The following is a 26,723-nucleotide window of genomic DNA, read 5'->3' as shown; positions in this document are numbered from 1 at the left end:
CACGGTCCCGCAACGACGCGTGGCGCCGCTGACCCTTCTTCGCGAAGACGTGTTCGACTTTGTTCAAGTCTCGCGACGAGCCGCAGAAGAGATCGGATCTCTTTCCATCCTGGCCGTCGCCTGTGATCGCTGCGCGTTCGGTGTCACGGCGTCAAGATCATCAAGCGAGATCGCGTTCTTCGCCGCATCAATCGACTGCGGTGACGCGGGTTGAAGCGGCCTTTCCGTGGCGAGTGCCTGGTTGCGCAGCACAAAGGGACGCATGCGCTCTTCGTAACGATCGAAGGCCGCACCATGATCGCCATTTCCTCTGGAAAGTTCGTTAGCCATAACATAAGCGCCCACCAACGCGAGGCTGGTGCCTTGGCCAGAGAGTGGCGACGCGCAATAGGCCGCGTCGCCCAGCAGGGCGATTCGTCCGGTCGACCAGCGTGGCATGTGGATTTGCGCCATGACGTCGGTGTAGAAGTCTTTGGCTGCCCACATCGCCTCGACAATCGCCGGCGTCTTCCAGCGCAGGTGTCCGACTCGCTCGGCCGCGCGGTGCTTTTGCCAATCGACATCGTCAATGCCGCGACCCGCACCATCGGCGGCATAACCCAGGGTAATTCTTAGTTCGCTATTGTTGCGGACGGGATAGATGCCATAACCCGCGTCGCCGCCGCGTAGCCATACCTGCCAATCCTTGAGCCCCAAAAAGTTGTCCGTGCTGAAGATCGCGGTCTGCATGCCGAGCGGGGCCAGGCATTGCTCTTCGTCGCCAAAGCACAGCGCACGCACCCGCGAGTGCAGACCATCGGCCCCAATGACCAGATCGAAATCGCCGGCTGATGCGTGCTCAAAGGTGACGCGAACGCCATCGGCCTTCTGGTCGATGGTGCGAATCGAATCGCCGAAGATATAACGGGAGCTGTCACTTATGCGCTCGTAGAACAGTTGCGCCAGGTCTTCGCGAAGTAACTCCACGTCATCGCCGTCAAGCCGGCCGCTACTGAAGGTCATTTCGGTCGATCGGCTGATCTCGTCGCCGTCGCCATCGAGCACTGACATGCCGCGCATGCGCGTACGCATGCTCCGGACTTTCCTGCCAAGACCCATCTTCGCCACGACCTTCAACGCGACACCACGGATATCCACGGCTTGCCCACCAAGCCGCAGCACCGGTGATCGCTCGATCAGCGTCGTGTCAAAGCCGCAGTGATTCAACCAATACGCCAGCGCGGAGCCGGCAATGCCGGCTCCTGAAATGAGCACCTTTTTCATCAACGTCCTATGGCGCCATATGCGCTCAGATGGAAAACCGGCGCGGGCGCCGCCCGATCACCGTATGTACGATGTACAAGCCAGCATGTCCCGCCCCGCCTATCCAATCAATGTGGCTAATGGGCTGGAACAGCTCTAAGATCCGGGCCCATCTGTACTAGCTCAGTTAAGGGCAGCGAAATGCCACTGAAGGACCCACCTCCGTATTTGCTCATGGCGGCGGCGCTCAAGTCGAAGATGGCCGACGGAGCGTTGCGTCCGGGTGACCGGTTGCCGTCGACCCGGCAGCTCGCGCGCGAATGGAACGTGGCTCTGGCCACCGCCACCAAGGCACTTACGTTGTTGCGTCATGAAGGGTGGATCGTTGCGCACGCGCGTAGCGACACCACGGTGGCTACGCCGGTCCAAGCGGCGCCGAAGCAGCGGCAGCCGAATCAGCCTGCCTCCGACCGGGAGCTCACGCGCGAGCGCGTCGTTCAAACAGCCATCGAGATCGCCGATCGCGAAGGGCTCAGCGCCATAACGATGCGGGGCGTCGCTGCAAGGCTGGGTGTGGCCACCATGTCGCCGTACCGATTCGTGGACAGCAAAGAGTCGCTGATTCTCTTGATGGCGGATGCCGCCTTTGGCGAACTGGCGCCGCCAGCCCGTGGCGCGTTGAACTGGCGGGAACGGCTGACGTGCAGCGCACGCATCTTGTGGGAGCTCTACACCCGGCATCCATGGCTGGCGAATATCCATACGCTGACCCGTCCCTTGCTGCTTCCCCATCTGATGGCGCACGCCGAGGTCGTGTTTGACGCACTGGAACCCTGCCGCCTCGACCCTGCCACCACCATGCACCTGCATATCGTGCTCTACGGCTACGTGCATGGTTTGGCCATCCATATCGAACGCAAAGCGCAGGCAGAGGCGAGCACGGGCTTGTCTGACGAGGCATGGATGGACACGCAGGCCAACGCGTTTTCAAGCCTTATTGCGTCGGGACAGTATCCGGCGTTCACCCGTTTGATCGGTCATTTCAAGGGTGGCTACGAGCTGGAGTTGGACGAACTGTTCGAGTTCGGCCTCAAGACGCTGCTGGATGGCTTTGCGGGAACGATCGACCGGCGGCGGGCGAAGCCGGGTCGTGCCATGCAGGCATGATCCCGGCGGTCCGGTGTTCGCTTATCCCGCTTAGTTGAAGCCCTTCTGCACCTGCACCCATACGCGGGTCTTGGTATCGGCGTTCTGCAGCAGCTCGGGCGTTGCGCCGATCTTGTGGGCGGCGGATGCGGCGATAACCCAGTCACCCGAAACGGCCCAGTGCAGGCCGAGGCCCGCGCTGCTCAGGCGACCGCTGTTCACACCGGTGGAAAAGGGGTTCTTGTAGACCTCCACGCGGCCGGTGTCGGCAAACACCGTGCCCTGGAAGCGGCCCGGGATGCCGGCGAAACCGAAATCATGGCGGTACTCCACGGTGAACAGGTTGCCCTCGGACCCGGAAACCGCGCCGGTGTCGTAGCCGCGCACGGTGTTGGCGCCGCCGAGGAAGAACTGCTCGGACGTGTCCAGGTTCTTGTTCGCCCATTGTTGCGTATAGCCGGCATACAGCGCGTCGTTGGCGCCGAGCTGCTGCAGGCGCGACACCGACACGCTGTACTTGGTGTAGGAGCCCTGCGTCTGCGACGTGATGGTGTCGATCAGTTCGGCGAGATCGTCGGTAAAGTCCACCTTGCCGCGGGAAACGCTGGCATTGAAGTTGGTCACACCATGGCTGTCGCGCTGGTCGCCCGCCAGCGACGCCGTCCACACATTGGCTTGGCGATCGTTGTCGATCTGCACCAGACCCAGGTCGTCCTTGAGCAGCTTGTGATCGAACTCCAGCTGCCCGTACAGGTTGCCTGCCGTATTGCGAATGAACGGCTGGGTCAGCGTGACACCGCCCACCAGCGCCGAACCATGGGCATCCAGTGCCGAAAGATCGTCGCCCAGGTGATAGTGCAGCGCCGAGACGCCCGCACGCAGCGTCGTGCCCTGCCCGTCCAGCAGGTAGCGATAGCCGCCCTGCACATAGTTCATGCCGCCGCCGGAACTGAGCGCGTTGAAGTCGAGCAGGTCGCCGCGATGCAGCAGGCCGTTGACGTCGAAGCTGCCGCTGACGCGCGCGCGTCCCGTGTACTCGTTGCCGAAATCGTCCAGGCCTACCGTACCGGTATAGCGCGGCGCGGAATTCACATCGACGACCAGATCCGAGGTGCCCGGCTGATCGCCCGGGCGAATGGCTGAACTGCTCTGCGCGCCGGGAATATCCGAAAGCAGCAGCAGGCTGCGCTCCAGCGTGGCGTTGGAAACAGGCTGGCCCGGCTGCAGCGCCGCGAGTGCGGAACGCAGCGTGATCTCGCTGACGGCGCTGTTGTTCTGCAGCACCACCTTGCCATAGCGGGCTTCGACCACGGCAATCGTCACGACGCCGTCCTTGAGCGTCTGCGCCGGCACGTAGACGCGCACCAGCGGATAGCCCGCCTTGAGATAGGCCGTGCTGATGCGATCGGCAAGCGTATCGAGATCGTCCAGCGTCAACCGCTTGCCCTCGCTATCGGCCACCAGCGCATGGAGCTTGTCGGCAGGCAGCAAGCTATTGCCTTCGATCTGCACGCCATTGACCTGGAACGCATGCGCATCCTTGGCGTGTTCGTTCGTTGGACGGGCCATGCGCAAGTCCAGGTCGGACGGTGGCACGGTCGACGGCTGTTGCGGCACCTGCTGCATCAACAAACCTGCGTTGGGGATCTGCGCGGGAATGCCTGGCAATGCCTGGGCGTGAGCCGCACCCGAGCAGGCGAGCGATATGGCAAAAGCGAGCGCGCCTGAACGCGCTGCGGGACGGGACTTGGTCGGCATGTTCTTTATCTGGAGAAGTTGGGATGTCATGGAGTTGCCGCGACGCGACGCGTGGCTGCGGCCGCTCACGGCAGAGCCTGCACGGGCATGCGCACGCCGCCGTCGACCACTCGCAGCGCCATGCCCGAGGTGAAGTCGTCACGCGAGCGGTTACGCTCCAACGGCTCATGCTGCCGCTTCTTGTTGCCGGTGTGAGCGCCCACGGTGTCCTGATCGGCCAGCCCGTAAGGCGTCGCCAACTCGGATGGCCCCAGCACGCTTTGCTGTTGCGCAAGCACACCATCGCCGATGCCGAACGCGGAGGGGCGTGCGCCCGTGATGTCGGCATCGGTCATGGCGGTGGTGCTGGTCAACGTATAGTTCGCGGCATCCGCGCCACTGAGCTGGATGCCGGTCACCATCACCGGCTTGCCATCGCCCACGTTGGGATTCTGGAAATTCGCGGCGCCATCGGCGAACTGCAACGTATCGCCCGGGAGAACGCCACCGCTGCCCAGGATCACCTGGTCGCGCGTGCTGCCGTCGAACATCTTGTTGCTGCCGGTCGCCGTCACCGTGATGGCCATCGGCGTGATGCTGAGTACGTCGGTGCCGCCAGCCAGCGTGTAGTTACTGGCCAGACCGCCGTTGTCACCGTCGGCTAGCGCCAGCGAACCCAGATCGGCGAACGCCTTGTGGTTGCCCACATTCTTGTCGCCGACATGGCCGGCGCCGGACAGATTCACCGTTTGGCCCTGGAGGCCGCTGAGCACGCCGTCATGACCGAACAGGCCGGCATCCGCCGCCACGGTGCCGTCGTACACGCGCGTACCGGTAAGGCTGAGCACATAAGGCGTGATGTTGGCCTGTGTGCTCGTACTCGTGCTGCTCAGTGCGTAGTTGCCGGCATCGGCGCCGCCGGCGGTAAGACCCACTACCGTTACCGTCTTGCCGGTGGCGGCATTGGCATCGGAGAAGGTCGCCGAGCCATAAGCAAAGCTCACCGTATCGCCCGCCAATACGCCCGCGCTGCCGAGCGAGGTCACCGTGGCGCCGGCGGTGGTGTCGTACACCTTGTTGGCGGCGGTCGCAGCCACGCCGATCAGCTTGGGCGTCACGTTCGCCGTCAGGCCGGCGGCCGTGGTGAACGTGTAGTTGCCGGCATCGGCGCCAGCGATGGTCATGTCCGTGGTCACAGCCTTGCCGCTGCCCACGTTCTTGTCCTGCAACGTGCCCTGCGTGTCGTTGTTCAACGTCACCTGATCGCCATGGAGCAGGCCCACCAGACCTGCCCCGCTGAGGCTGACAACGGTGGTGCCGTCGTAAACGCGATCGTTCGCCACGGCGACGGCGCCCAGTGCCTTGGGCGTAATGCTCAGCAGGTCGCTACCGCCGCTCAGCGTGTAGTTGCCGGCGAGGCCGCCGTTGCTACCGTCGGCAAGCGCGAGCGTGCCCAGATCGGCGAACACCTTGTTGCTGCCCACGTTCTTGTTGCCCACATGGCCGGTGCCGCTCAGGTTCACCGTCTCGCCGTTGAGGCCGGAGAGCACGCCGTTGTTGCCGAACAGGCCGGCATTCGCGTTCACCGTAGCGTCGTACACGCGCGTGCCGTTGAGGTCGAGCACGTAGGGCGTGATGTCGGCCTGCGTCGTGGTCGTTGTGCCGACGAGCACATAGTTGCCCGCATCGGCACCGCTGGTGGTGAGGCCCGTCACTGTCACCGTCTTGCCATGGGCGGCATTGGCATCGGCGAAGTTCGACGCGCCGTAGCCGAAGTTCACCGTATCGCCCGCCAGCACGTCCGCGCTGCTCAGCGAGGTCACCGTCGCACCGGTGGTGGTGTCATAGACCTTGTTGGCCGCCGTGGCCGTTACCGCAACGGTCTTCGGCGTGATGTCGAACAGATCGACACCGCCCGCCAGCAGGTAGTTGCTTGCCAGGCCACCGTTGCCGCCATTGGACAGCGCAAGCGTGCCCAGGTCGACGACCGTTTTACTGGTGCCGACATTCTTGTCGCCCACATGACCTGTTCCGTTCAGATCCAGCGTCTCGCCATTGAGGCCGTCAAGCACGCCGTTGTTGCCGAACTGGCTGGCATCCGCGTTCAGCGAGCCGTCGTACACGCGCGTGCCGTGGAGATCGAGCACGTACGGCGTGATGCTCGCAAAGGTCGTGGCGGTGGTGCTGTTGAGCGTGTAGTTGCCCGCGTCTCCGCCGCTGGCCGTCAGGCCGGTCACCGTCACCGTCTTGCCGTTGGCGGCATTGGCGTCGGAGAAGTTCGACGTGGCGAAGCCAAAGCTCACGTCGTCGTTGCCAATCAACCCGCTGCTGCTCAGCGAGGTCACGCTGGCGCCGGCCGTGGTGTCGTACACCTTGTTGGCCGCTGCGGCGGTGACGTCGATGCCTTTCGGCGTGATGGTGAGCGAGTCGTTGCCACCCATCAGGGTGTAGTTCTGCGCCAGGCCACCGTTGCCGCCATCCTGCAGCGCAAGCGTGCCCAGGCCGGTGAGCAGCTTGTTCTGGCCCACGTTCTTGTCGTTGACCTGTCCGCCGCCCACCAGGTTGATGGTCTGGCCGGCAATGCCGGTCAGTACGCCATTGGCGCCGAACGCTCCCGCATCGGCGCCGGTGGTGCCGTCATAGACGCGAGTGCCCGACAGATCCAGCACCACAGGCGTGATGGCGGCGTGGGTCAGCGCGGTCGAATTGATGGTGTAGTTGTTGGCGTCGGTGCCGCTCTTGGCAATGCCGATGACCGTGACGTCCTTGCCGCCGGCCGCATTGGCGTCGCTGAAATCGGCAGCGGCAGCCGTGAACGAGATCGCATCGCTGCCGAGTACACCATTGCTGGTCAACGACGTGACAAAGGCGCCCGTGGTCGTGTCGTACACCTTGTCGGCCACCGTGGCAGCCACGGTGATGGCCAGCGGCGTGATGTTGGCGGTGGTCGTGGTGTTGGCGGTATAGGTGTAGTTGCCCGCGTCGGCGCCGTTGAGCGAACTGCTCAGCGACACGACCTTGCCATTGTTGACGTTCTTGTCGCTAAACGTGCCGCTGGTGTCGAAGCCGACGGTATCCCCAGCCAACACACCGCTCAAGCTGCCGTGGGTGACGGCCGCGGCGGTGGCGTCGTAGACCTTGTTGTCAGCCGTGATGCTGCCGGTGATCGCCAGCGGAGTGATGTCCAGCGTGGACGAACCGATCTGGTAGTTGCTTCCCAGCGATCCGTTGACGCCATCGAGCGCCATATCCCCCGCGCCATTGAATACCTTGCCGTTGGCTACCTTCTTGTCGGCCACGCTCGAGTCGCCGACGAGGAGCAGCTGCTCTCCGTTGACACCATTGAGGAGACCGCTGCTGCCAAACAGCGTCGAAGCGACGTCGATGTTGCCGTCGTAGACGCGGCTGGCATGCAGATCGATGGTGTACGGCGTGATGTTGGCCGTGGTCGTGGTGCTGTTGTTCTGCAGGTCGTAATTGCCGGCATCGGTGCCGTTGATGGCGATGCCGCCCACGTTGATGGTCTTGCCAGTGCCCACGTTCTTGTCGGTGAACGCGATGGAGGTGCTGGAAATGATGAGGTTGTCACCGGCAATGGCATTGCTGGTGTAGGTCAGGCCCGGATCGTTGGTCGTGCCGTCGTACACCTTGGTGGCGCCTGCCGCGCCCACGGACAGCGCCCGTTTGCCGATATCGGCCAGCGCGCTGCCGTTGGTGAAGATGTAGTTGCCGGCATCGCCGCCGCTGATGCCCATGTTGCCGGTCACGGTCTTGTTGGTGCCGACATTCTTGTTGTCGAACGTGCCGGCGGTCGCATTGGTCAGCGTCACGTCGTCGCCGGCGATCAGGCCGCGATTGCCGTTGGCCGCCTCCAGCAAAGCATTGGCCAGCACGGCATTCGTGTTGCCGTCGTAGGTCTTGCCGTTCGCTACAAAACTCGCGGTGAGACTGCGCTGGGTAATGTCGTAGACGTCGAAACCGCCATCCAGCGTGTAGTTGCTCGACAAGCCGCCATTGCTGCCATTGCCCAGCGACATACCTAAGCCGTTATGCCAGCTGATCGTGGTCGCATCCTTGATGCCGAGCTGGAAACTGCCGCTGAGCTGCAACGTCTCGCCGTTGACGCCATTGACCACGCCGCCATTGAAGGTGCTCGCATCGGCGGTGGTGGTGCCGTCATAAACGCGCGTGCCGTTCAGATTGACCACATACGGGGTGATGGCAGCCGTGGTGGTGAGCGTGGTGTTGTCGACCACGTAATTGCCCGCGTCGGCACCGGTCTTGTTCACGCCGGTAACGGTGACGGTCTTGTTGCTGGCCACGTTCTTATCGTCGAACGTAGCCGAACCGAAACCGAAGTTGACCGTATCGCCGCCGATCACGCCCGCGCTCTGCACGGTGGCGCCCGCGTCGGCTGTCGTGGCGTCGTACACTTTGTCCTTGCCGGTGGCGCTGACCGTGATATGCAGCGCGCTGATCGTCGCCGACGAAGTGCCATTGGTGAAGACGTAGTTGCCCGCGTCATTGCCGCCGATGGACATGTCGCCGGTGACGGTCTTGCCGGTGCCGACATTCTTGTCGCTGAAGTGCCCCGACGCGGTGTTGTTCAAGCTGACGTCGTCGCCCGCAATGAGGCCGCGGTTGCCGTTGGCCGTTTCCAGCGTGGCACCGCTCAGCACGTCGTTGACGGTCGCGTCGTAGGTCTTGTCGCTGGCCAGGAAGGACGCCGTGATCTGGCGCGGGGTGATGGTCACCCAATCGATGCCGCCCGCCAGCGTGTAATTGCTGCCCAGGCCACCGTTGCCGCCATTGGTCAGCGCGAGCGAACCCAGGCTGGTGAACGACCACTGCTCGCCGACATTCTTCGTCGCCAGCGAACCGCTGCCGGCGACGCCCAGCGTTTCGCCGTTCACACCCTGCAGCACGCCAAACAGCGAACCGTCCGCGACCAGGGTCCCGTCATAGACACGGGTGCCGGTGAGGTTGATCACCTTCGGCTGGATGATGCCGTTGTTGCCCGAGCCGGTGGTCGGCAGCACATAGTTGGTGAGATTGGTGCCGCTGTTGGCGAGGAAGTCCGAGGTCACCAGCGTCGACACCACGCCCAAGCCGGTGCCGACGTTCTTGGTGACGTAGTTGGCCGTGGCCGACTGCGGAATGCTGGCGCCATCGCTGCCCACGAAGCCCACGAGGTCATAGTCGGCCGCGGTCAGCGTGGCCGAGTCGGTGCCGTCGTAGACCTTGGTCGGGCTGCCGATGATTGTCGCGATCAACTGCTTGGGATTGATGTCGGCGGCAAGCCCCTGCGGCTGCGTCAGCTGATAGTTGCCGGAGCTGGCGCCATTAAGCGCGAAGCCGCTCACGCCAACACCGAGGTTGTTGCCGGCGTTGGCCGTCACGAACTGGCCGCCCGCTGCGCTGCCGTCGAAACCCACGGTGTCGCCCGCGAACACGCCGTGCAACGCCGCGTTGCCCGCGATGTTCAGCGACGCGCTGGTGTTGCCGTCATAGGTCTTGTCGTTGGCGGTCACGCCGCTCAGCGTGAGCACGGCCCTGGTGATGTTGGCCACCAGGCCGTTGACCGGCTGCAGAAGGTAGTTCGCCGACTCGCTGCCGGTGATCTGGAAGCCCGTCGCATTCACCGTCAGGCCGTTGCCCACGTTGGCCTGGGTGAAGTTGGCCGCGACCTGGGAAAGATTCAGCGCCACCTTGCTTGCATCGCCGGCATCGGTATCGACCAGGCCGGCCAGGCCGATGTTGGCCATGTTCAAGCTATCGGCGGTGGTGGTGTCGTACGAGCGATTGGTGGCGAAGATGCCGGTGATGAACAACGGCGCCTGATTGATCGTGCCCGCACCCACCGCACTGCTGGCGATGCTGTAGTTGCTCAGGCTGGTGCCGCTGTTCACCAGGTAGTTGCCGGGGGTCAGTGCCGCCGAGACCGTCCGCGCACCGGCGTCGGGTGCGTCGTAGCCGGAGGTGGCGCTCGGATTGATCGATCCGCCCTCGCCCGTCGCCCAGCCAGTGATCTGGAAATTGCTGCTGTTGAGCGCAACGTCGGTGCTGCCGTTGTAAACCTTGGTCGGGTTGCCGACGATCGACACCAGCAGTTGCCTGGGTGTGATGTTGCCCACGCCCAGCACCGGATTGACGATCTGATAGTTGCTCAGTTCCTGCTGCGTGGTGCCGTTGGTGCCGGTCAGGTCGGTGATCGCCAACTGTGCGGACAGCGGGATGTTGGTGCCCACGTCCTTCTGACCGAAGCTGGCATGGATGCCATCGTTCACCACCGCGCTGTCGTTGTTGACGAAGCCGCTCAAGGTGAAGTTTGCACTGTTGAGAATGATGCCGGTGGTGCCGTCGTACACCTTGCTGGCATCGACGATGCCGGCGTTGAGCACGAACGCGCCGGTCAACGGCGCGGGCGTGATGCTGCCCGAGCCGGTCCAGATGCTGGGCAGGATGTAGTTGGACAGCAGCGTGCCGCTGCCCGCCGCGAAATCGGCCGCCGGCAATACGCCGGCCGTGACACCGCGTGCCCCGGCATTGGGATTGTCGTAGGTGCCAGCGACGGTGCCGCTGAAGTTGGCGGTAATGCTCTGGCCCGGTATGAAACCGGTGAGCTGGAGGTTGGATGCGCCCAGCGCGGCAACCGGCGTACCGTCGTAGACCTTGCTCGGGTTGTTGACGATCAAGCCACTGAGCTGCAGCGGATCGATCTTGCCCAGATTGCTGCCGACCACGGTCGGCGCAAACGTGTAGTTGGACATCGAGGTGCCGCTGTCGGGCGTGAAGTCCGACGGCTGCAACCTCGCGGTCACCGTGATCCCACTGCCTGCATTGGCGGTGGCATAGCTGGCCGAACTCTGCGACACCACGGCATTCTGGTTGCCGATAAAGCCGCTGATGCTGAAGTTGCCCGAACCCAGGGTGACGGCGTTGGTGCCGTCATAGGTCTTCTCGGGCGTACCGATCATGCCGATGGTCAGCAGCGCCGGGTTGATGTTGCCCAGCAGCGTGGGCTGGATCAGCGTGTAGTTGCCCGCAGCACCGCCTGCCAGCGCAAAACCGCTCGACGTCACGGTCAGGTTGGTGCCGGCGTCGGTCTGGCCGAACGCAGCGTTGGCGCCGGCACTGTTGAGCGTGACGTTGTCGCTGCCCACGACGCCGTCGAGCACGGCATTGCCGGTGTTGAGCGTGGCCGAGGTGGTGTTGTCGTAGGTCTTGTTGTTGGCGATGACCTGATCGATGGTCAAGGCCTTGGGCGTGATATTGGCCGTGAGGTTGGTCGGCGCAATCAGCTGGTAGTTGCTCGCCTTGCCACCCGACAGCGCGAAGCCGCTCAGGGTCACACCGAGGCCATTGCCCACGCCGGTTTGCTGGAACGCGCCAACCACGCCGCTGGTATCGAGCGTCACCTGGCCCGCATCCGGCGCAATGACGCCAAACAGTTTGGCGCCGCCCGTCACGATGGAGTCGGCGTTGGTGCCGTCGTATACCTTGTTGTTGGCCAGCAGCCCGCTCACCAGCAGCGGTGCCTGGGTGATCAGGCCCATGCCGGTGGCGGTCGTCGGCAACAGGTAGTTGGACAGATTGGTACCGCTGTTGGCGGTGAAGTTGGTGACGGAGAAGCTGGCGTTCACCGCCTGCGTGCCCGCGTCGGAACCGCCGTACGCGATCGAACTCGGCTGCTTGACCGTGGCGCCCTGCGTACCGACGAAGCCATCGATCTCGTAATTGGACGAAGAAAGCGTCGCGGTGGTGGTGCCGTCGTAGACCTTGGTCGGATTGCCGACGATCTGCGCCGTGAGCTGCTTCGGTGTGATCTGACCGATCTTGGCGCTCACCGGCGAACCGATGAGCGTATAGCCGAACACCTGCACGCCGTTGTTGGCGAGCATGAAGTTGGCCATGCTGGCCGGCGACGTCACGTTGATGCCGGACGCTGCATCGCTGGAGGCATACGTGCCGGTGGCCGAGACGATGGCATCGCCGCCCAGCAGGCCGGTGCTGGCGAAGTTGCTGCCATTGAGCAGCGCGGTCGTGCCGCCGTCATAGACCTTGCTGGTGCTGCCGGTGAGGCTGTTGATCTGCAGTGTCGGGGCGATGCTGTAGACCAGCGCGTTGCCGGCACTGGCCAGCGTGGCACCCAGGGTCGCGTTGTATTGGATGAAATTGGCGGTCAGGCCATTGAGCGTATTGAGCGAGGGATCGACGCTGTAGAGCGTCCAACGACTGCCCAGCGCGCCCGCGCCGGCGTTGGCGTTGTTGACGAACTTGCCCGCTTGCACGGTGGCCCCGGTGCCCGCCGACAGACCGCCGGTGCTGCCGATGGTCAACGTACCGCTGGCGGCATTCATCACGATGCCGCCCGTACCGCTCACGGCGGCGTTGACGTTGATGTTGCGGAACGCATCGAGCTCCAGCGTGGCCGCCGCATTGTTCCAGTTGATGGCCGCGTTGACGTTGATGTCGCCATTGCCTGCCGACTGGTCGGAGCCGGAGGTCGTTTCGGTGACGCTGGTGCCGCCGTTGAGCGACATCGAAATGGCGTTGGCGGCGGCACTGTCGATGGTCAGGTCGGCGGGATCCACCAACCAGGTGCCGGCCTTGCCCTGCGGTGCCACTGCGGTGATGTTGGCGTCGCCCGCCAGCTGGAAATGCGCGGCCGAGGTTTCGATCTTGCCGCCGTCGCCACCTTGCGGCGCGCTCGCATCGATGGTGCCGCCTACCTGCACGGTGCCCGCTTCCATGCCGCCAAGCAGGGTGATGGTGCCGTCGTGGTCTTGCACGCTGTGCGCTTGCACGGTGCCGGTGTTGTTCACCACGCTCGCCACCAGCGACGCGCACGCACCGGCGGTCATCAGCACGTTGCCGCCGTCGGCGACGATCAGCTGACGATTTTCCACCAGGCTCTGCACGGTGTTTTCGTCCACCACCAGGTGCATGAGGTGGTTGTCTTTGAAGGTCAGGGTGACCGCGGTGCCACCGGCCAGCGCCACCGTGCCCAGCTGCGCGCGGATCACGCCCTGGTTGGAGACGTCGTTGCCGATCAGGGCGACATAGCCACCCGGCGCCGCGGTGATGCTGCCCTGGTTGACCACCTTGCCGCGACCGTTGCCGGCGAAACGCACAGTGCCGGAACCTGCGGTGCTGTCATCGAGGTCGAGCGTGGAGGCGACGATGCCGCCCACATTGACCTGTGCGTTCTGGCCGAACAGCACCCCGTTGGGATTGATCAGCCAGACCTGTCCATTCGCGTTGAGGTGACCGTCGATCTCGCTGGCGGTGTTGCCCAGGATGCGGTTCACCGCGATCGAACTCGCGCCGGGCTGGACGAAGTTCACCGTCTGCCCGCTGCCGATGTCGAAGTTCTGCCAGTTGAGCGACAGCATCTGGCTGTTCTGCTGGATGGTGGTGACGTTGCCGGACTGCTGGATCTGGCCCGAGCCGGAAATCACCTGTCCGCCGCCCGGCGCATTGGCTGCCTGGGCGAGTCCGGTCGTGCCTAGCGCGACCGAGAGCAGGGACAACATCAGGACACGAGGTCCGATCGCATGGCGGCGAGCGCCACCCTCGCTGTTGTTGGCCAGTTCCGATGCCGGAACCCAGGCTTTGAGCGTGCGGTTCCAACACAGACGATAGATATGGTTCATAGCGAAGTGCGTCCTGTTCTTCTGAAAGAGAGATCCGGACACACAGGGTCGCCACCCGGCCAAAAAGGCCAGGGAACAAAAACACGGGAGAACCACGCACACGGTCCACAAGGTGCGCGCATACACCGCCTCATCCGCGGATTTGCGGAAGGCGTCGATGCACTCACGTTGGTTCTTTCAACAATGGCCGGTTACTTCAGCCATTGCCCCCTGGTTCTGATAGGTCTGACGCCCCTGTTGTCCGATCCTCGCCGGTCCACGCCCTGCGATCGCAATGGCACTGACCGGCGGGCAAAGCTCCACGTTTGCCTGCTGTCGGCTGACTTACTTTGTCGGCCAGTTCTCATAGTAATTAAGACTTGCGTCACAAAAAAAGTGCCGAAGCCGCGGCGGATTGCCCCACCCCTCTTGCACGCCATGCCTGTTCAGGTTAGCGCGGAAGCCTTGGCCTACCGAGGAATTCGCATGCTCGCGCACGCCGATTCGAAAGTTATTGCCGGATTGCCGCAACAACTTTTCGATCAGGCGAGATGGGGCGCAACGGCGAGATACGGCTCACGCGAGCTCAGGTCGAATGGACGCTTTGATCAGCTTTTTGGCGAACCCTTGGAGGCCTGATCCTCCTGCCCGCCGTCCTGCGCCGCATGCATGCGACGCACGCGCACCGTGCTGCCGCCCTCGTAGGTCACCACATAGGTGGAACCTTCGTGGGTCTGGCTGATCACGGGCTCGGGGTCGGTCAGCACGGCCTGTTTCAGGACATCCTGGTGATAGGCCGCCAGTTCGCCAGTGGGTATCAGCATCAGCGGAGGGCTGATCTGCTGGAAGGTGGTGAAGTGGCTGCCGCATTTCGTGGTGGTGGCGTCGGACTTGAACCAGCCCTGGCCGCAGCTCTGCCCCGATACTTCCGGCAAACGCTTCAACCAGAGGAAGTACTTGTTCTCATGCGTGATCCACACACGGTTGCGGCGCGTATCGTCGCCGCCGATATGGTCCGAGTTCCAATAGCGGACGATCGAGGCTTCGTGGCAATCCGCCGAGGCGCACTCCTGCAGTACCAGGTATTCGTTGTCCTGCAGGTGCACCGGCTCGATGCTGAGGATGTCGTCTTTCACCAGCGCCTGCGCGGGATACACCACCGACGGCATGCGTGGATCGACCCTGAAATCGCCGGAGATCAGATAACCGGCGTGGATCGATGAATACGGGGCCGTGACCTTGACGGCCGGCAGATCGGTCTGCGCCGCGGCAGCGAACGTCGCCAACAGCAAACCACTCGCGATCAGTTGTTTCATAGGGCCTCCCAGCCATGCATGAAACGGGTCTTGCATCTTCATCCCAGGCGAAACGAACTAGGCGGCACCGGCCAACATGCCCTTCGCCAGCTGGCGCACGTAGTCGAGGAAACGCAGCTGCACGCAGTTCAGTGGACTGTCCGGCCGGTAGACCGCATACAGGACAACGTCCATCTGCAGTTTCAGTGCACGCTTCTGCACCGGTTCCTTGGTGCACTGCGCGGTGAACGGATCGACCAGCGCCACGCCGCCGCCCCGCGCGACGAGCGAGCACGCCAGCTGGTAGGTCTGCACCCAGACGCTGGTGCGTGGTGCCGGCTTGACCATCGACAGGTGGGTTTGCAGCATGGCGCCCAGCGCGTCCTGCACGGTGATGCCGATCATCGGCTGGTCGGCCAGCGCACTGAGCGACAGCGGCCGTTCCAGCTCGCGTTTCGGCCACCATCCGGGCGGTGCCACGGCCATGATCGCGGCGCGGCACAGCGGCTCCTGCAACAGACCGTGGTGACTGACGTCCTGCAGGGTGAGGCCGATATCGGCTTCGCGCAGCATCAGCGATTCGCACATCACCGCCGAGTGCTGGGTGAACAACTCGACCACGGTTTCGGGATAGGCCTTGCCCAATCGAACGATCGCGTCGGGCACCAGGGCCTGTGCCAGCGTGGGCGTGCAGGTGACGCGCAACGGCTGACTTTCCGGGCGCGTGATGCTGCCGGCCAGGCGCCGCAGGTCGTACAGATCGCGCATCAGCTTGTCGATCTGGTGGCGCATCAGCAGCGCCTGCTGGGTCGGCTGCAAGCGGCCGCGCACGCGGCTGAACAACGGGAAGCCCAGGTGGCTTTCGGCCTGCTGCAGGGCCTTGCTCGCGGCGGGCTGCGAGATGTTCAACAGGTTGGCCGCTCCCGTGAGACTGCCCGTGCTCAGGACCGCATGGAACAGCTCGATGTAACGGAGACGCATGTTCCGTTCCCCTCCCACCTCATCTGGCGATAGCTCGCGTCACGCGTGCCGAGGGAGGCGCTTGTGCACAGACCGCCCAACCACGCCAGGGCACCGTACGCGGATCGTACGGCGTCCACAACCGCCGGTTATGCCATATGCCCATCTTTTCATTGGCGACGCGCAACGGGCCGTGACTATGCTCGGGGCCATGCAGCAGGCCGTGCCGGACGCCTTTGCACGCTATCGTGCCTGCGTAGCGGCAAGCACTTCACGCCCGATTCCAGCGCGCAGCAGACCATCAGCAAACAAGGAGCGATTGCCGATGTCCGAGCAAGGCGAAGAAACCGCAGGCGCCAGGGCAAATCCGCCGTACCTGCTCTACCTGGGCAGCGCCACCGACGAGCTCTCCATCAAGACGGCGCGCGGGTTGGCGCACTGGCGGCCGGCGCAGTGCCTTGGCCAGCATCGCCGCCCCGATTGCACGGTGAGCTTGGGTTTGCCCGACCTTGCGATCGCGCAAGGCCGGGCCAGCGGCGCGCACAGCATGGTCATCGGCGCCGCCAATGCCGGCGGTGTGATGGATGCCCAGACCATCGCCGATGCCATCGCCGCGCTCGATGCCGGCCTGCATGTCGTGTCGGGCCTGCATCAGCGCTTGCGCGACCAACCCGAGATCGTTGCCGCGGCACGGCGAAATGGACTCACGCTGTTCGATGCACGGGCACCTCAGCCAGGCATCGCCGTGGGCACCGGCAAGCCGCGTCTGGGACGGCGCCTGCTTACCGTCGGCACGGATTGCTCGGTGGGCAAGATGTACACGGCGCTTGCACTGGAACAATCGTTGCGACGGCGCGGCCGTCCGGCGGATTTTCGCGCGACGGGGCAGACCGGCATCCTGATCGCCGGCTCGGGCATACCGATCGATGCGGTGGTCGCGGATTTCGTTTCCGGCGCGGCGGAAGCGATCTCGCCCGCGCGCGACGATGACGGGTGGGATCTGATCGAAGGACAGGGCTCGCTGTTCCATCCGTCCTTCGCTGGCGTGTCGCTCGGCTTGCTGCACGGCTCGCAACCGGACGCGCTGGTGCTGTGCCACGAACCGCCGCGGCGCCACATGCGCGGACTGCCCGATTATCCGATGCCCGATCTGGTGGCCTGCATGGAGGCCAATCTGGCCGCGGCACGCCTGACCAACCCGACCGTCAAACCGGTCGGCATTGCGCTCAACACGTCGTGCATGCAGGCACACGAGGCGGCGGCCACCTGCGAGCGGATCGGCGCATGGTTTGGACTGCCGTGCCAGGACCCGGTCAGCATGGGCGTCGAATCCATCACGGACCATCTCCTCGCCTGCTTCCCTGCGTGAGCCTATAGACTCGCCATGGCGGCCGACCAGGGTACTTGCGCGTGCTGACACTCGATTCGATCCAGACACTGGCCTGCGGCGGCCTGCTGCTGCTCGTCGGCTACGCCATTCGAAAACGCGTGCCGCTGCTCATGCGCTTCAGCATTCCCGCGCCGGTGATCGGCGGGCTGCTGGTGGCGTTGGCGATGCTGGTGTGCAGGCACTGGGGCATCACGCCGTTGCAGTTCGACACGAGCTTCGAGCAACCGCTGATGATCGCGTTCTTCACCGTGATCGGCTTCAACGCCAGCGCCAGTCTGCTCAAGGTCGGCGGCCGCCAGATTCTGATGTTTCTTGGACTGGCCAGCGGTCTGGCGGTTGTGCAGAACCTGCTCGGTATCGGCATGGCGAGGGCGTTTGGTTTACCGCCGCTGTTTGGCGTAGTCACCGGATCGGCCACCCTGGCGGGCGGTCCCGCCACCGGTCTGGCGTTCGCGCCGCTATTCGCCAAGGCCGGCGTGCACGGGGCGCGCAGCGTGGCGCTGGCCAATGCAATGGCCGGCATCGTCTGCGGTTCCATCCTCGGCTCGCCGCTGGCGGCGCTGCTGATCGAGCGCCTCGGCCTCTATCCGGCCGCGGCGACACGAATCGACGCGGGCGAGCCAGCGGCCAAGGTAGCGACGGAGCCGGAGCGCCGCTTCATCGAGCCGGCGCATGCCGGACTCAAGAGCCTCGTCTTCATCCTGATCGCGATGGGTATCGGCGCGTGGATCAGCCAGGGCCTGGGCATGCTCGGACTGACCTTGCCGAGCTATATCGGCGCCATGCTGGCGGGCGCGGTCCTGCGCAACATCGACGATCACTTCCATTGGTTCGGATTGTCGGTCTGCAGCATGGAGCTGATCGGCAACGCGAGCCTCTCGCTGTTCCTGGTGGTGGTGCTGATGGACCTGCACCTGTGGGACCTGGCCGGCCTGGCGCTGCCCCTGCTGGTCAACCTGATGTTGCAGTCCGTGCTGGTGGTGGCCTTGTGCTGCTGGCCGCTGCTGCAGCTGATGGGCCGCGACTACGATGCCGCCGTGATGGCCAGCGGCTTCACCGGCTTCATGCTGGGAACCACCGCCAACGCGATGGCCTGCATGAGCGCGCTGACCGAACGTTTCGGCCCCGCACCGCGCGCTTTCCTCGTTGCTCCCGTGGTCGGCGCGTTCCTGATCGACTTCACCAATGCGGTGATCATCACGGTGTTCGTCAACGTGTGGACGTGATCGCACGCAGAGCGCGCGTGCCATCCGTCATGCATCGATGCCGCATGTGTGCCACACCATAACCCGCAGTTATGGTGTGACGAATTTTTTTCATTGGCGGCTCGCGCCTGACGACGACTACGCTCGATCGTGCACTTGAGCTGACCGGGGTTCGTTCAAAGCGCCACCTTCAACGTTTGCATTGCCGTGGACAGCCTCGGGCCGCCACGTCATGGCGCGTTGCCGGCGCGGCAGGCCACGTCGTATCCAAGCATCCGATTTCGCATCACCTGCCGGTGGGAGCGGCCGTAGCTTCATCGATCACGCGATGAAGCCGGCAGACGGCATCCACACCGGAAAGCGCAGTACCGGCGTTTCAACAGAGTGGAGTGCATATGATCATGAGGGGCAAATCGTTGCGCGCGTTGCATCCCCAGCAGGTTCTCCGGCGCAAGGCGTTGCCGCTAGCCATCGGTTCGATCGCCCTGGGGCTGAGCGGTGGCGCCTGGGCGCAGGCGACCAACGGCACCATCTACGGCACGGTGCCGGTGGCATCGAACGAAAGCGTCCAGATCACCAGCGGCGCGGGCTTCAACCGCACCATCCCGGTGGATGCGTCCGGCCGCTACTCGATCACGCTGCCGGTCGGCTCCTATACGGTGTCGCTGCTGCGGGACGGCAAGGTGGTGCAGACGCGCGACGATGTCAGTCCGGTGGCGGCAGGCGCGGTGGTGGTCAACTTTTCGGCCGGCGACGCAGCCAACGCGGTGACGTTGTCGTCGGTCAGCGTCAAGGCCAACTCGATCCCGCCGATCGACGTGAGCACCACCAACCAGGTGACCACGGTGACGGCCAAGCAACTGCAGCAGCTGCCGCTGGCACGCACCGCCGAAGACATCGCGATGCTCGCGCCCGGCGTCAACATGGGCTCGCCCGAGTTGACCAAGGGCCCGCTCGGCACGCCGATCAATGTGTTCGGCGGTGCCTCGACCGCGGAGAACGCGTACTACGTCGACGGCATGAACGTCACTGAGGCGCTCAACAACCAGGGCGGCATCACCCTGCCCTTCGGCGCCATCGACCAACAACAGACCTATATCAGCGGCTACGACGCCCGCTATGGCCGTTCCATCGGCGGCGTGATCAACCAGATCGGCAAGAGCGGCTCCAACGAATGGCATTTCGGTGCGCGTGCGTTGACGCAACCGGCCAGCCTGCGCGCCGATCCCGACAACTATTACTACGCCAATCCGCTGGAGACGTCGGTCGGCAATCGTCCGGGCGACATCGCCGTCTATCACAAGAACGACAGCTCCGCCGAAACCATCTACGACGCGTACATCAGCGGCCCGCTGATCCGCGACAAGCTGTTCCTGTACATCGCCGCCGAGCAGGACAAGACGCATTACAAGACGACTTCGGAATTCGGCGGCGGCGCCACCACCGAAGCGGTCAGCGTCAGCGATCCCAAGCTGTACGGCAAGCTGAGCTGGAACATCAACGACAGCAACGTGTTCTCGGTCACCGCGCTGAAGAATTCGCACAAGACCACGGGCACCTTCTACGATTTCGATTACGACACCCTGCAACGCGGCGACTTCAACAGCCTGGACCAGACGGCCAAGACGTCGTTCACCATGTGGGTGGCCAATTACACCTCCTACATCACCGACAACCTCACGCTGAACGCGATGTTCGGCAAGATGCACGGCCACTACTACACCGCGCAGCCGGCGTACCCGGGCTTCGATCCGGAGTTGCCGCACATCTCCAGCGCCTCCGTGCAGGATCCGAACTTCGTTCCGCCCGGCGGCATCCGCAACTCGCAGGTCAACTCGACCATTGCCGACCCGAACCACAGCGAATCGATCACCAACTATCGCCTGAGCCTCAACTACAAGCTGGGCGACCACGACCTGCAGGTTGGTGTCGACAACATCAACTCCTGGGATCTGAACGACGGCTCGCAGAACACCGGTCCGGGTTACGAATGGATCTACGGCGAAAGCGATCCGGGCTCGCCGGTGTTCGGCACCGACCCCAATATTCCGCCGTACGTGGCGCCATCGGACCAATGCCATATGGGTTCCGACGGCAAGCAGCATTGCTATTACGTGCAGCGGCACGTCGACCTCAGCGTGGCCTCGCTGCGGGTATCGCAACGCGCGCAGTACGTGATGGACAACTGGCAGGTCACGCCCGACTGGCTGTTGAACATCGGCCTGCGCAACGATCAATTCGTCAACTACGACGCATCCGGCGTGCCTTATATCCGCGAAACCAAGCCGCAATGGGCGCCGCGCCTGGGCTTCAGCTGGGACGTGCACGGCGATTCCACCCTGAAGGTGTTCGGCAATGCCGGCCGCTACTATCTGGCGCTGCCGGAACAGGTGGCGCTGTCCATCGCCGCGCCCGTGGTGAATGCCGGCGTGTACGGTACCTACACTGGCATCGATCCGAACACCGGCGTGCCGATCGGCTTCAAGCCCTTGCCGCAGACGCCGGATACCGGTGTATCCGTCGACAACGAATACGGCCAGGCCAAGGACCCGCGCATCTCCGCTGCACAAGGCATCAAGGCGGAGTTCTCCGATAACTACGTGCTCGGCATGCAGCAGCAGTTCCAGATGCTGGGAACGTCGTGGGTGTTCGGTGCCACCGGTACGTATCAGCGCATGAACCGCATCATCGACGACTTCGACGACGAGCAACGCGAGTGCACCGCCGGCCGCAACCAGGGCTATGCGTGGATGACGCCCGACAGCTGTACGGACTGGGCGCAAAGCCTGATCCTGATCAATCCGGGCGAGACCAACCACATCCTGATGAAGGCGCCGAATGGCAGCCTGGTGCCGGTAACTTTGACCGCCCAGGACCAGGGCTTTCCGAAAGGCCCGGAGCGCCGCTACTACTCGCTCGACCTGTCGCTGGAGCATCAGTGGGACGGCAAGTGGTTCGCCAAGTTCGATTACGTGTTCTCACGCACCTGGGGCAACGACGAAGGACCGGTGAGCACGTACTCGCAACAGGGCGGTTCGTACGAATCGATCACCACCGCCTGGGATTTCCCCGAGCGCATGGAATGGTCCAGCGGCGTGCTGCCGAACAACCGCACGCATCAATTCAAGATCTTCAGCGCGTACGCGATCGACCCGCAGTGGACGGTGGGCGCCAATCTCTACGTCACCTCGGGCACGCCGCGCCTGTGCCGCGGCGGCTACGGTCCCGATCAGCTGGCCCTGCATGGTTCGCACACCTATTACTGGTGCGGCGGCGTGCCGGTGCCACCGGGCTCGCTGGGCAATTCGCCCTGGGTCCACAACCTCGACCTGAGCGTGGATTACCGGCCGGCCTGGGCCGATCACAAGCTCGACTTCAACTTCGCGGTGTTCAACGTGTTCAACGAGCAGACGCCGATTTTCTACAACAACGTGTTCGGTACGACCAGCAGCCCCAATCCCGATTACGGGCGAGTACAGGACACGCGTCCCCCGCGTAGCGTCCGCCTGTCGGTGGCCTACGATTTTTGAGTAGTGCACGCAGTCGCTCTCCCCCGGCGCCGCGCGCATGCCCGGCGCCTCTTTTTTGCAGGGTTCGCGCGAGTTGTGTAGCCTCCTTCGTCAACGCCTGCCGGTGACGAGATGACTCAGCAAACCGCGCAACCCACACCACTCTCGCCCACCGCCGCGCGCCTGTGGGCCAAGGCGCGTGGGGAATGGCGGCAGCGCCAGTTCGATGCCGCCGAGCGTTCGCTGATCCAGTTGCTGGCGCTGGCGCCGGGCAATGCAGACGCCATTCGCATGCTGGGCATGGCTGCGCAGCGCCGCAGCGAGCATGTGCAGGCGATCCGTTGTTTCCGCGAGGTGCTGCCGAACTGGCCCGAGGATTCTGACTTGCGTCTGGGGCTCGGCATCGCCCTGTACGAGCAAGGCGAGATCGACGAGGCGATGATGCATCTGCGACGCGCCTGCGAACTCGCTCCTCGCTCGGGAGCAGCGTGGTTCAATCTCGGCGAGGCGCTTTGGCGCCAGGCGCAGACCGAAGAAGCCATCGCGGTGTTGCAGAAGGCGCTGGAGCTTGCGCCTTCGCATGTCCTGGCCAAGTTGTCGCTGGCTAAGGCGCAGGCGAGCCTGGGCCAGATCGATGCGGCCATCGCGGGCTTTCGCGATGTGCTGCGCCTGGATCCCGGCAACGCCGAAGGGTGGTTTGGCCTGTCCAATCTCAACACGGTGCGTTTCGACGTGGCGGACAGGACCCAATTGCAAAGCGCACTGGCGCGCGACGGCCTGTCGCCGCGCCATTGCGAACTGCTCGGCTTCACGCTGGCCAAGGCGATGGAAGACCAGGGCGACTATGTGCAGGCCTTCGACGTATTCGCGCTGGCCAACGCCTCCCGGCGCAAACGGGTGAAGTGGGATGCCGTCGGCGAACGCAGACGCGTCGATGCGATCCTGCGCATGTTCGAACAGGACATGCCCGCGCCGCTGGACCCCACGCTCGGCCAGGAAACGATCTTCATCGTCAGCATTCCGCGTTCGGGCTCGAGCCTGGTAGAGCAGATCCTCGCTTCGCATCCGCAGGTCGAGGGTGCGAACGAGATCAAGGACATGTCGCTGGTGATCGATGCGGAAACGCATCGGCGCCGCTCGGCGTTTCCGCTGTGGGCGCCGGACGCCAGCGCCGGGGAGTGGCAGCGTCTGGGCCAGGAGTATCTCGCGCGAACGGCGCACTGGCGTCGTCGCAAACCGCGCTTCACCGACAAAAGCCTGGTCACCTGGTACCTGGTAGGCGCCGCGCTGGCGATGTTGCCGGCGGCGCGCGTGGTGATCGTGCGTCGCGATCCGGTGGAAACCTGCCTGGCGTGCTACCGCCAGTGCTTCACCGAGCAGGCAGGTTTTACTTGCGATCTCGATGAGATGGCCGATTACTGCATCGACTTTCTTCGGCTGACGCGTTTCTGGCTGGACAAGTATCCCGACCGCGTACTCGACCTGCCCTACGAAACGTTGGTCGCCGAGCCGGAACCTTCGATCCGGCGCCTGCTGGATTTCTGCGAGCTGCCTTTCGATCCCGCCTGCCTGACGTTCCACCAGACCTCGCGCACCGTGCTGAGCACACCCAGCGCGGCGCAGGTGCGCCAGCCGATACGTCAGGACACGGCTCGCAGCCTGCGTTACGGCGACAAGCTCGATCGCTTGCGCCAACGCCTGCGCGATGCGGGCGTCGCGGTGGATTAGATCGGCTTGGCCATTTCGGTGGTGCCGTTCCAGCCAAGCCCCTGGTAGAGCGGCCGGCCCTTCTCCGTGGCATGCAGCACGGCGTAGCTCACGCCGCGCCGCGCGAACTCCGCATCCGCCAGCGCCATCAGCTCACGCGCCAGTCCACGCTTGCGGTAAGCGGGCTCGACGAACACATTCAGCACGTAGCCGCGTTTGTCCTGCGTCGGATGTTCGGGATGCGGCGGCCACTCGATCAACATCAGGCCGATGCCCGCGGCGTCGACGCCATCGTCGGACATCATGAAACCGAAGTACGAGCCGTCGGCGAGGCGTGGCTTGAGCCACTCGCGGAAATGCGCGGTCATCGGCGCCAGTACATCATCGCGTCTGCCGGCATCGCGAAACATTTCCTCGCGATGCCGGCAGACGAGTTCAAGATCACTGGGGCGGAGTGTTCGGATGTCCATGGCGATACCGGGATGGTGACGCGCCCAGCTTAATGATCCTGAGCCTGGACATAATGTGCCGGAGGTGCACAACACGGCGGCCCCAGGCCGATCGACGCGTTGCCCAGCGACTTCACGGTGGCTTCGGCCGGAGTCTCGAATGCGGGCTGAGGCGGATGCTCGGTCAAGGCGAAGCGATAAACATGCCCAGATGCCGGATGAAACACGAAGCGTCCGGTCGGCGCATCGATGCTGGCCTGCGCCTCGCCATCCCGCCACACGCGCATCCGCGCCTGCTGCCATGGCGTGACCCAGGTCAGCGGCGTGTCGTCGGCGCCCTTGAGCGTAAACGACACCAGTTGCCCGTCGACGGCAGACACCTCCACGGTGGCGTTGTGCTGAAGCGCGACGGCGCCATGCATCGTCCAACCCGAGGGGATGGCAGCGCCAACGCGGACGAGCTGATCGTTGTCCTGGATCGCCAACATGGATGGCAATGCCAACGCCGTGATTGCCGCCTGTTCGAGGTAGAACTCGCTGGGTTGATCGTGCAGCAGGGCCGCCATGCCGTTGGGATAGACCTGATAGCGCTGCACCAGCTCGAAGATGGCCTTGGCCGCCTCGTCGCCCAGGCCCAGATGCGCGGCCTGCACCGGATCGTAGCTCCACGTCGCGGCGTACTTGAACGGACGCCACTGGAACGTCGTCTGCGCCGTGCGAAACAGCGGGCTGTCGACGCCGATCAATGCATACGGCCAGACCGCTTCGAGGCCGATGTTCTCGCCGTTCTGATACGGCGCGTTAGCGTCGGCGCTGGCCGCCAACACCTGCGCCCCCGGCTCGCTGCCACTGGGTGCCGACATGATCGGCAACGAGGGCGTCTTCGCCAGCGCCTGCTGCAATTGCCCAATCAATGGCGCATCCGTGCCAAGCGCCTGGGCGGCGGCGGCCGTGGCGGGATACAGCGCGTGTATCGCCGACAGATCGGTCGCCGGATCGGTGACGTCCATCTGCGTTTCGTGCGCATTCGACGGCGAGGTGTGCAGCAGACCGTCGTCGCCGCGATGCTGGTAGGCGAGCAGGAAACGTGCTGCCTCCGCCATCAGCGGGTAGTTGCTGCGAAGGAAATCGCGGTCGCCGGTTTGCAGATAAGTCCGCCATACCCACAAGCCGACCTCGGCACCGGTACTGAGCGTCCGCGCGTTGGAGGTCGGCGTCCAGCCCAGGTCGCAACTGTGCGTCACGATGGCGAAAGGCCGGAACGCATCGCTTTCGTACTCCACCCCATTGCCGTTGAAGCGCATGGTCTCGGGCACGCAGATGCCCGGGCGGCCGCCCATATGGCGCAGCGTCCACTGTTTGATCGCGGCCAGGTTGTTCCGGTACAGCACGAACACCGACGCATTGAGTTCGGGCAAGCCGGCGGCGAGATTGGCGGCCACCTGCATGCGCGTATTCCAGAACCAATAGGCCGCCGGGTCCCAGAAGTGATCGTCCGCGCTGGACGAGAACAGATCGGCAATGCCAGCCTGCGCGCCGGGCATGGCGCTGCCCGCATGTGCGGCGGCCGCATAGAGATACAGCGTGCGCAGGGTTTCGGCGTAGCGCGCCACGCCATCGTCGGAGTTCGCCTGGATACCCAGCGCTCGCGACCAGTACGCATGCCACCACTGTTCGGTGTGGGCGCGATCGGCGGGAACATTCAACGCCTGCTGGATCACCTCGCGCGCGGCATGGCTGCCGTCGAACGCAGGCGCGCCAGCGATCACTCGAAGATGGCCGCTCGCATCGGGAAGCGCCGTCACCTCGACGGTGCGCGCATCGATAACCACGGCACGCGCCTGCCTGCCCAGCACGCGTATGCCGGCCAGCGAGCCGAACGGACGACCCGATGCGCCGGGCAACGCGTCGTCGCGCCAGCTTTCGGCGAGAAACGCCGTGTCGTTGTTCGCCACAGCGTTGGGTTTGCGCGGCGCCCACAGCTGGAGCCGGATGCGTTGTGGCGAGGCCACGGGAAGTCCATCGAGGTCGACGATCACGCGGTCGGCATCGCGATCGACCCAGGCCTTCAGCGCAACACCGCCGCCGGAGGCTTCCAGTATGCCGTCGTACAAGCGAAGACGGCCGCGGAACGCCCGGTCGGCCGTCATCATCTTCAGGTCCGGCAGAACCAGCTGACCCGGCGATCGCCGATACGGCAGCGTGTCGATGCGGTTGAGCTGGACGGTGACTCCATCGGCGGCCCAGAACGCCGCGCCCAGTTCACCGTTGCCCAGTCCCACCGCCTGCGTGGGCAACACATTGGGCTGCCCAAGGGCGATATCGGAGCGAGATACCTCGCCGGCGACATCCGCATGCACCACGGGTGGAACCGGGCTGGCGAGCATCAACAACAGAACCAGGCGTCGATTCCAGGACGTCTTGCGCATGAGCCATTCCGAGCAAAGC

At 64.3% G+C, this 26,723-nt stretch carries 12 protein-coding genes; 5 read left to right on the top strand and 7 right to left on the bottom strand.

Going from position 1 to position 26,723, the window contains the following annotated elements; all coding sequences use genetic code 11:
• Positions 1-63: 63 nt before the first annotated feature.
• Positions 64-1,263, bottom strand: a complete 1,200-nt coding sequence (locus ACN9MB_RS01600) for an FAD-dependent monooxygenase (protein WP_426270549.1) — start codon at positions 1,261-1,263, stop codon at positions 64-66.
• A 213-nt stretch (positions 1,264-1,476) separates the two neighbouring features.
• Between ACN9MB_RS01600 and ACN9MB_RS01595 the strand changes: the two genes are divergently transcribed.
• Complete coding sequence (locus tag ACN9MB_RS01595) at positions 1,477-2,409, top strand: TetR/AcrR family transcriptional regulator C-terminal domain-containing protein (protein ID WP_426270548.1); 933 nt, start codon at positions 1,477-1,479, stop codon at positions 2,407-2,409.
• Between the two features lie 30 nt (positions 2,410-2,439).
• On the opposite strand, the gene ACN9MB_RS01590 is transcribed toward ACN9MB_RS01595, so the two are convergent.
• The 4 genes from ACN9MB_RS01590 to ACN9MB_RS01575 form a co-directional block, all read right to left on the bottom strand.
• Entirely contained in the window at positions 2,440-4,146 is a 1,707-nt protein-coding gene (locus ACN9MB_RS01590) for a ShlB/FhaC/HecB family hemolysin secretion/activation protein (RefSeq protein WP_426270547.1), read from the bottom strand.
• 65 nt (positions 4,147-4,211) lie between these two features.
• Positions 4,212-13,781, bottom strand: coding sequence for a YDG domain-containing protein (locus tag ACN9MB_RS01585; protein WP_426270546.1), 9,570 nt, complete (start codon positions 13,779-13,781; stop codon positions 4,212-4,214).
• A 587-nt stretch (positions 13,782-14,368) separates the two neighbouring features.
• Positions 14,369-15,076 carry a hypothetical protein gene (locus ACN9MB_RS01580; RefSeq protein ID WP_426270545.1) on the bottom strand — a complete coding sequence of 236 codons (708 nt, stop codon included), beginning with the start codon at positions 15,074-15,076 and terminating at the stop codon, positions 14,369-14,371.
• Positions 15,077-15,133: 57 nt separating this feature from the next.
• Positions 15,134-16,036, bottom strand: a complete 903-nt coding sequence (locus tag ACN9MB_RS01575; protein WP_204637490.1) for a LysR family transcriptional regulator — start codon at positions 16,034-16,036, stop codon at positions 15,134-15,136.
• Positions 16,037-16,340: 304 nt separating this feature from the next.
• Between ACN9MB_RS01575 and dgcN the strand changes: the two genes are divergently transcribed.
• The 4 genes from dgcN to ACN9MB_RS01555 all read left to right on the top strand — a co-directional run bounded on the left by dgcN (position 16,341) and on the right by ACN9MB_RS01555 (position 23,847).
• The gene (dgcN, locus tag ACN9MB_RS01570; RefSeq protein WP_426270544.1) at positions 16,341-17,384 is read left to right on the top strand and encodes an N-acetyltransferase DgcN; all 1,044 of its coding nucleotides are present in this window, start codon (positions 16,341-16,343) and stop codon (positions 17,382-17,384) included.
• A gap of 41 nt (positions 17,385-17,425) precedes the next feature.
• Positions 17,426-18,631, top strand: a complete 1,206-nt coding sequence (gltS, locus tag ACN9MB_RS01565; RefSeq protein ID WP_426270543.1) for a sodium/glutamate symporter — start codon at positions 17,426-17,428, stop codon at positions 18,629-18,631.
• A 380-nt stretch (positions 18,632-19,011) separates the two neighbouring features.
• Positions 19,012-22,140, top strand: coding sequence for a TonB-dependent receptor (locus ACN9MB_RS01560; RefSeq protein WP_426270542.1), 3,129 nt, complete (start codon positions 19,012-19,014; stop codon positions 22,138-22,140).
• A gap of 111 nt (positions 22,141-22,251) precedes the next feature.
• Complete coding sequence (locus ACN9MB_RS01555; protein WP_426270541.1) at positions 22,252-23,847, top strand: sulfotransferase; 1,596 nt, start codon at positions 22,252-22,254, stop codon at positions 23,845-23,847.
• Here the strand turns inward: ACN9MB_RS01555 and ACN9MB_RS01550 are convergent.
• On the bottom strand, positions 23,844-24,296 hold the full coding sequence (locus ACN9MB_RS01550; protein WP_426270540.1) for a GNAT family N-acetyltransferase: 453 nt from the start codon (positions 24,294-24,296) through the stop codon (positions 23,844-23,846). The two genes, ACN9MB_RS01555 and ACN9MB_RS01550, sit on opposite strands and share 4 nt — an antisense overlap.
• Positions 24,297-24,325: 29 nt before the next feature.
• Positions 24,326-26,704, bottom strand: a complete 2,379-nt coding sequence (locus tag ACN9MB_RS01545; protein WP_426270539.1) for a glycosyl hydrolase family 95 catalytic domain-containing protein — start codon at positions 26,702-26,704, stop codon at positions 24,326-24,328.
• Positions 26,705-26,723 lie beyond the last annotated feature (19 nt).

The sequence above is a fragment of the Dyella kyungheensis genome (assembly GCF_049913195.1).
GTDB classification, from domain to species: domain Bacteria; phylum Pseudomonadota; class Gammaproteobacteria; order Xanthomonadales; family Rhodanobacteraceae; genus Dyella; species Dyella kyungheensis.
This window is presented reverse-complemented; position numbering and strand designations above follow the sequence as displayed.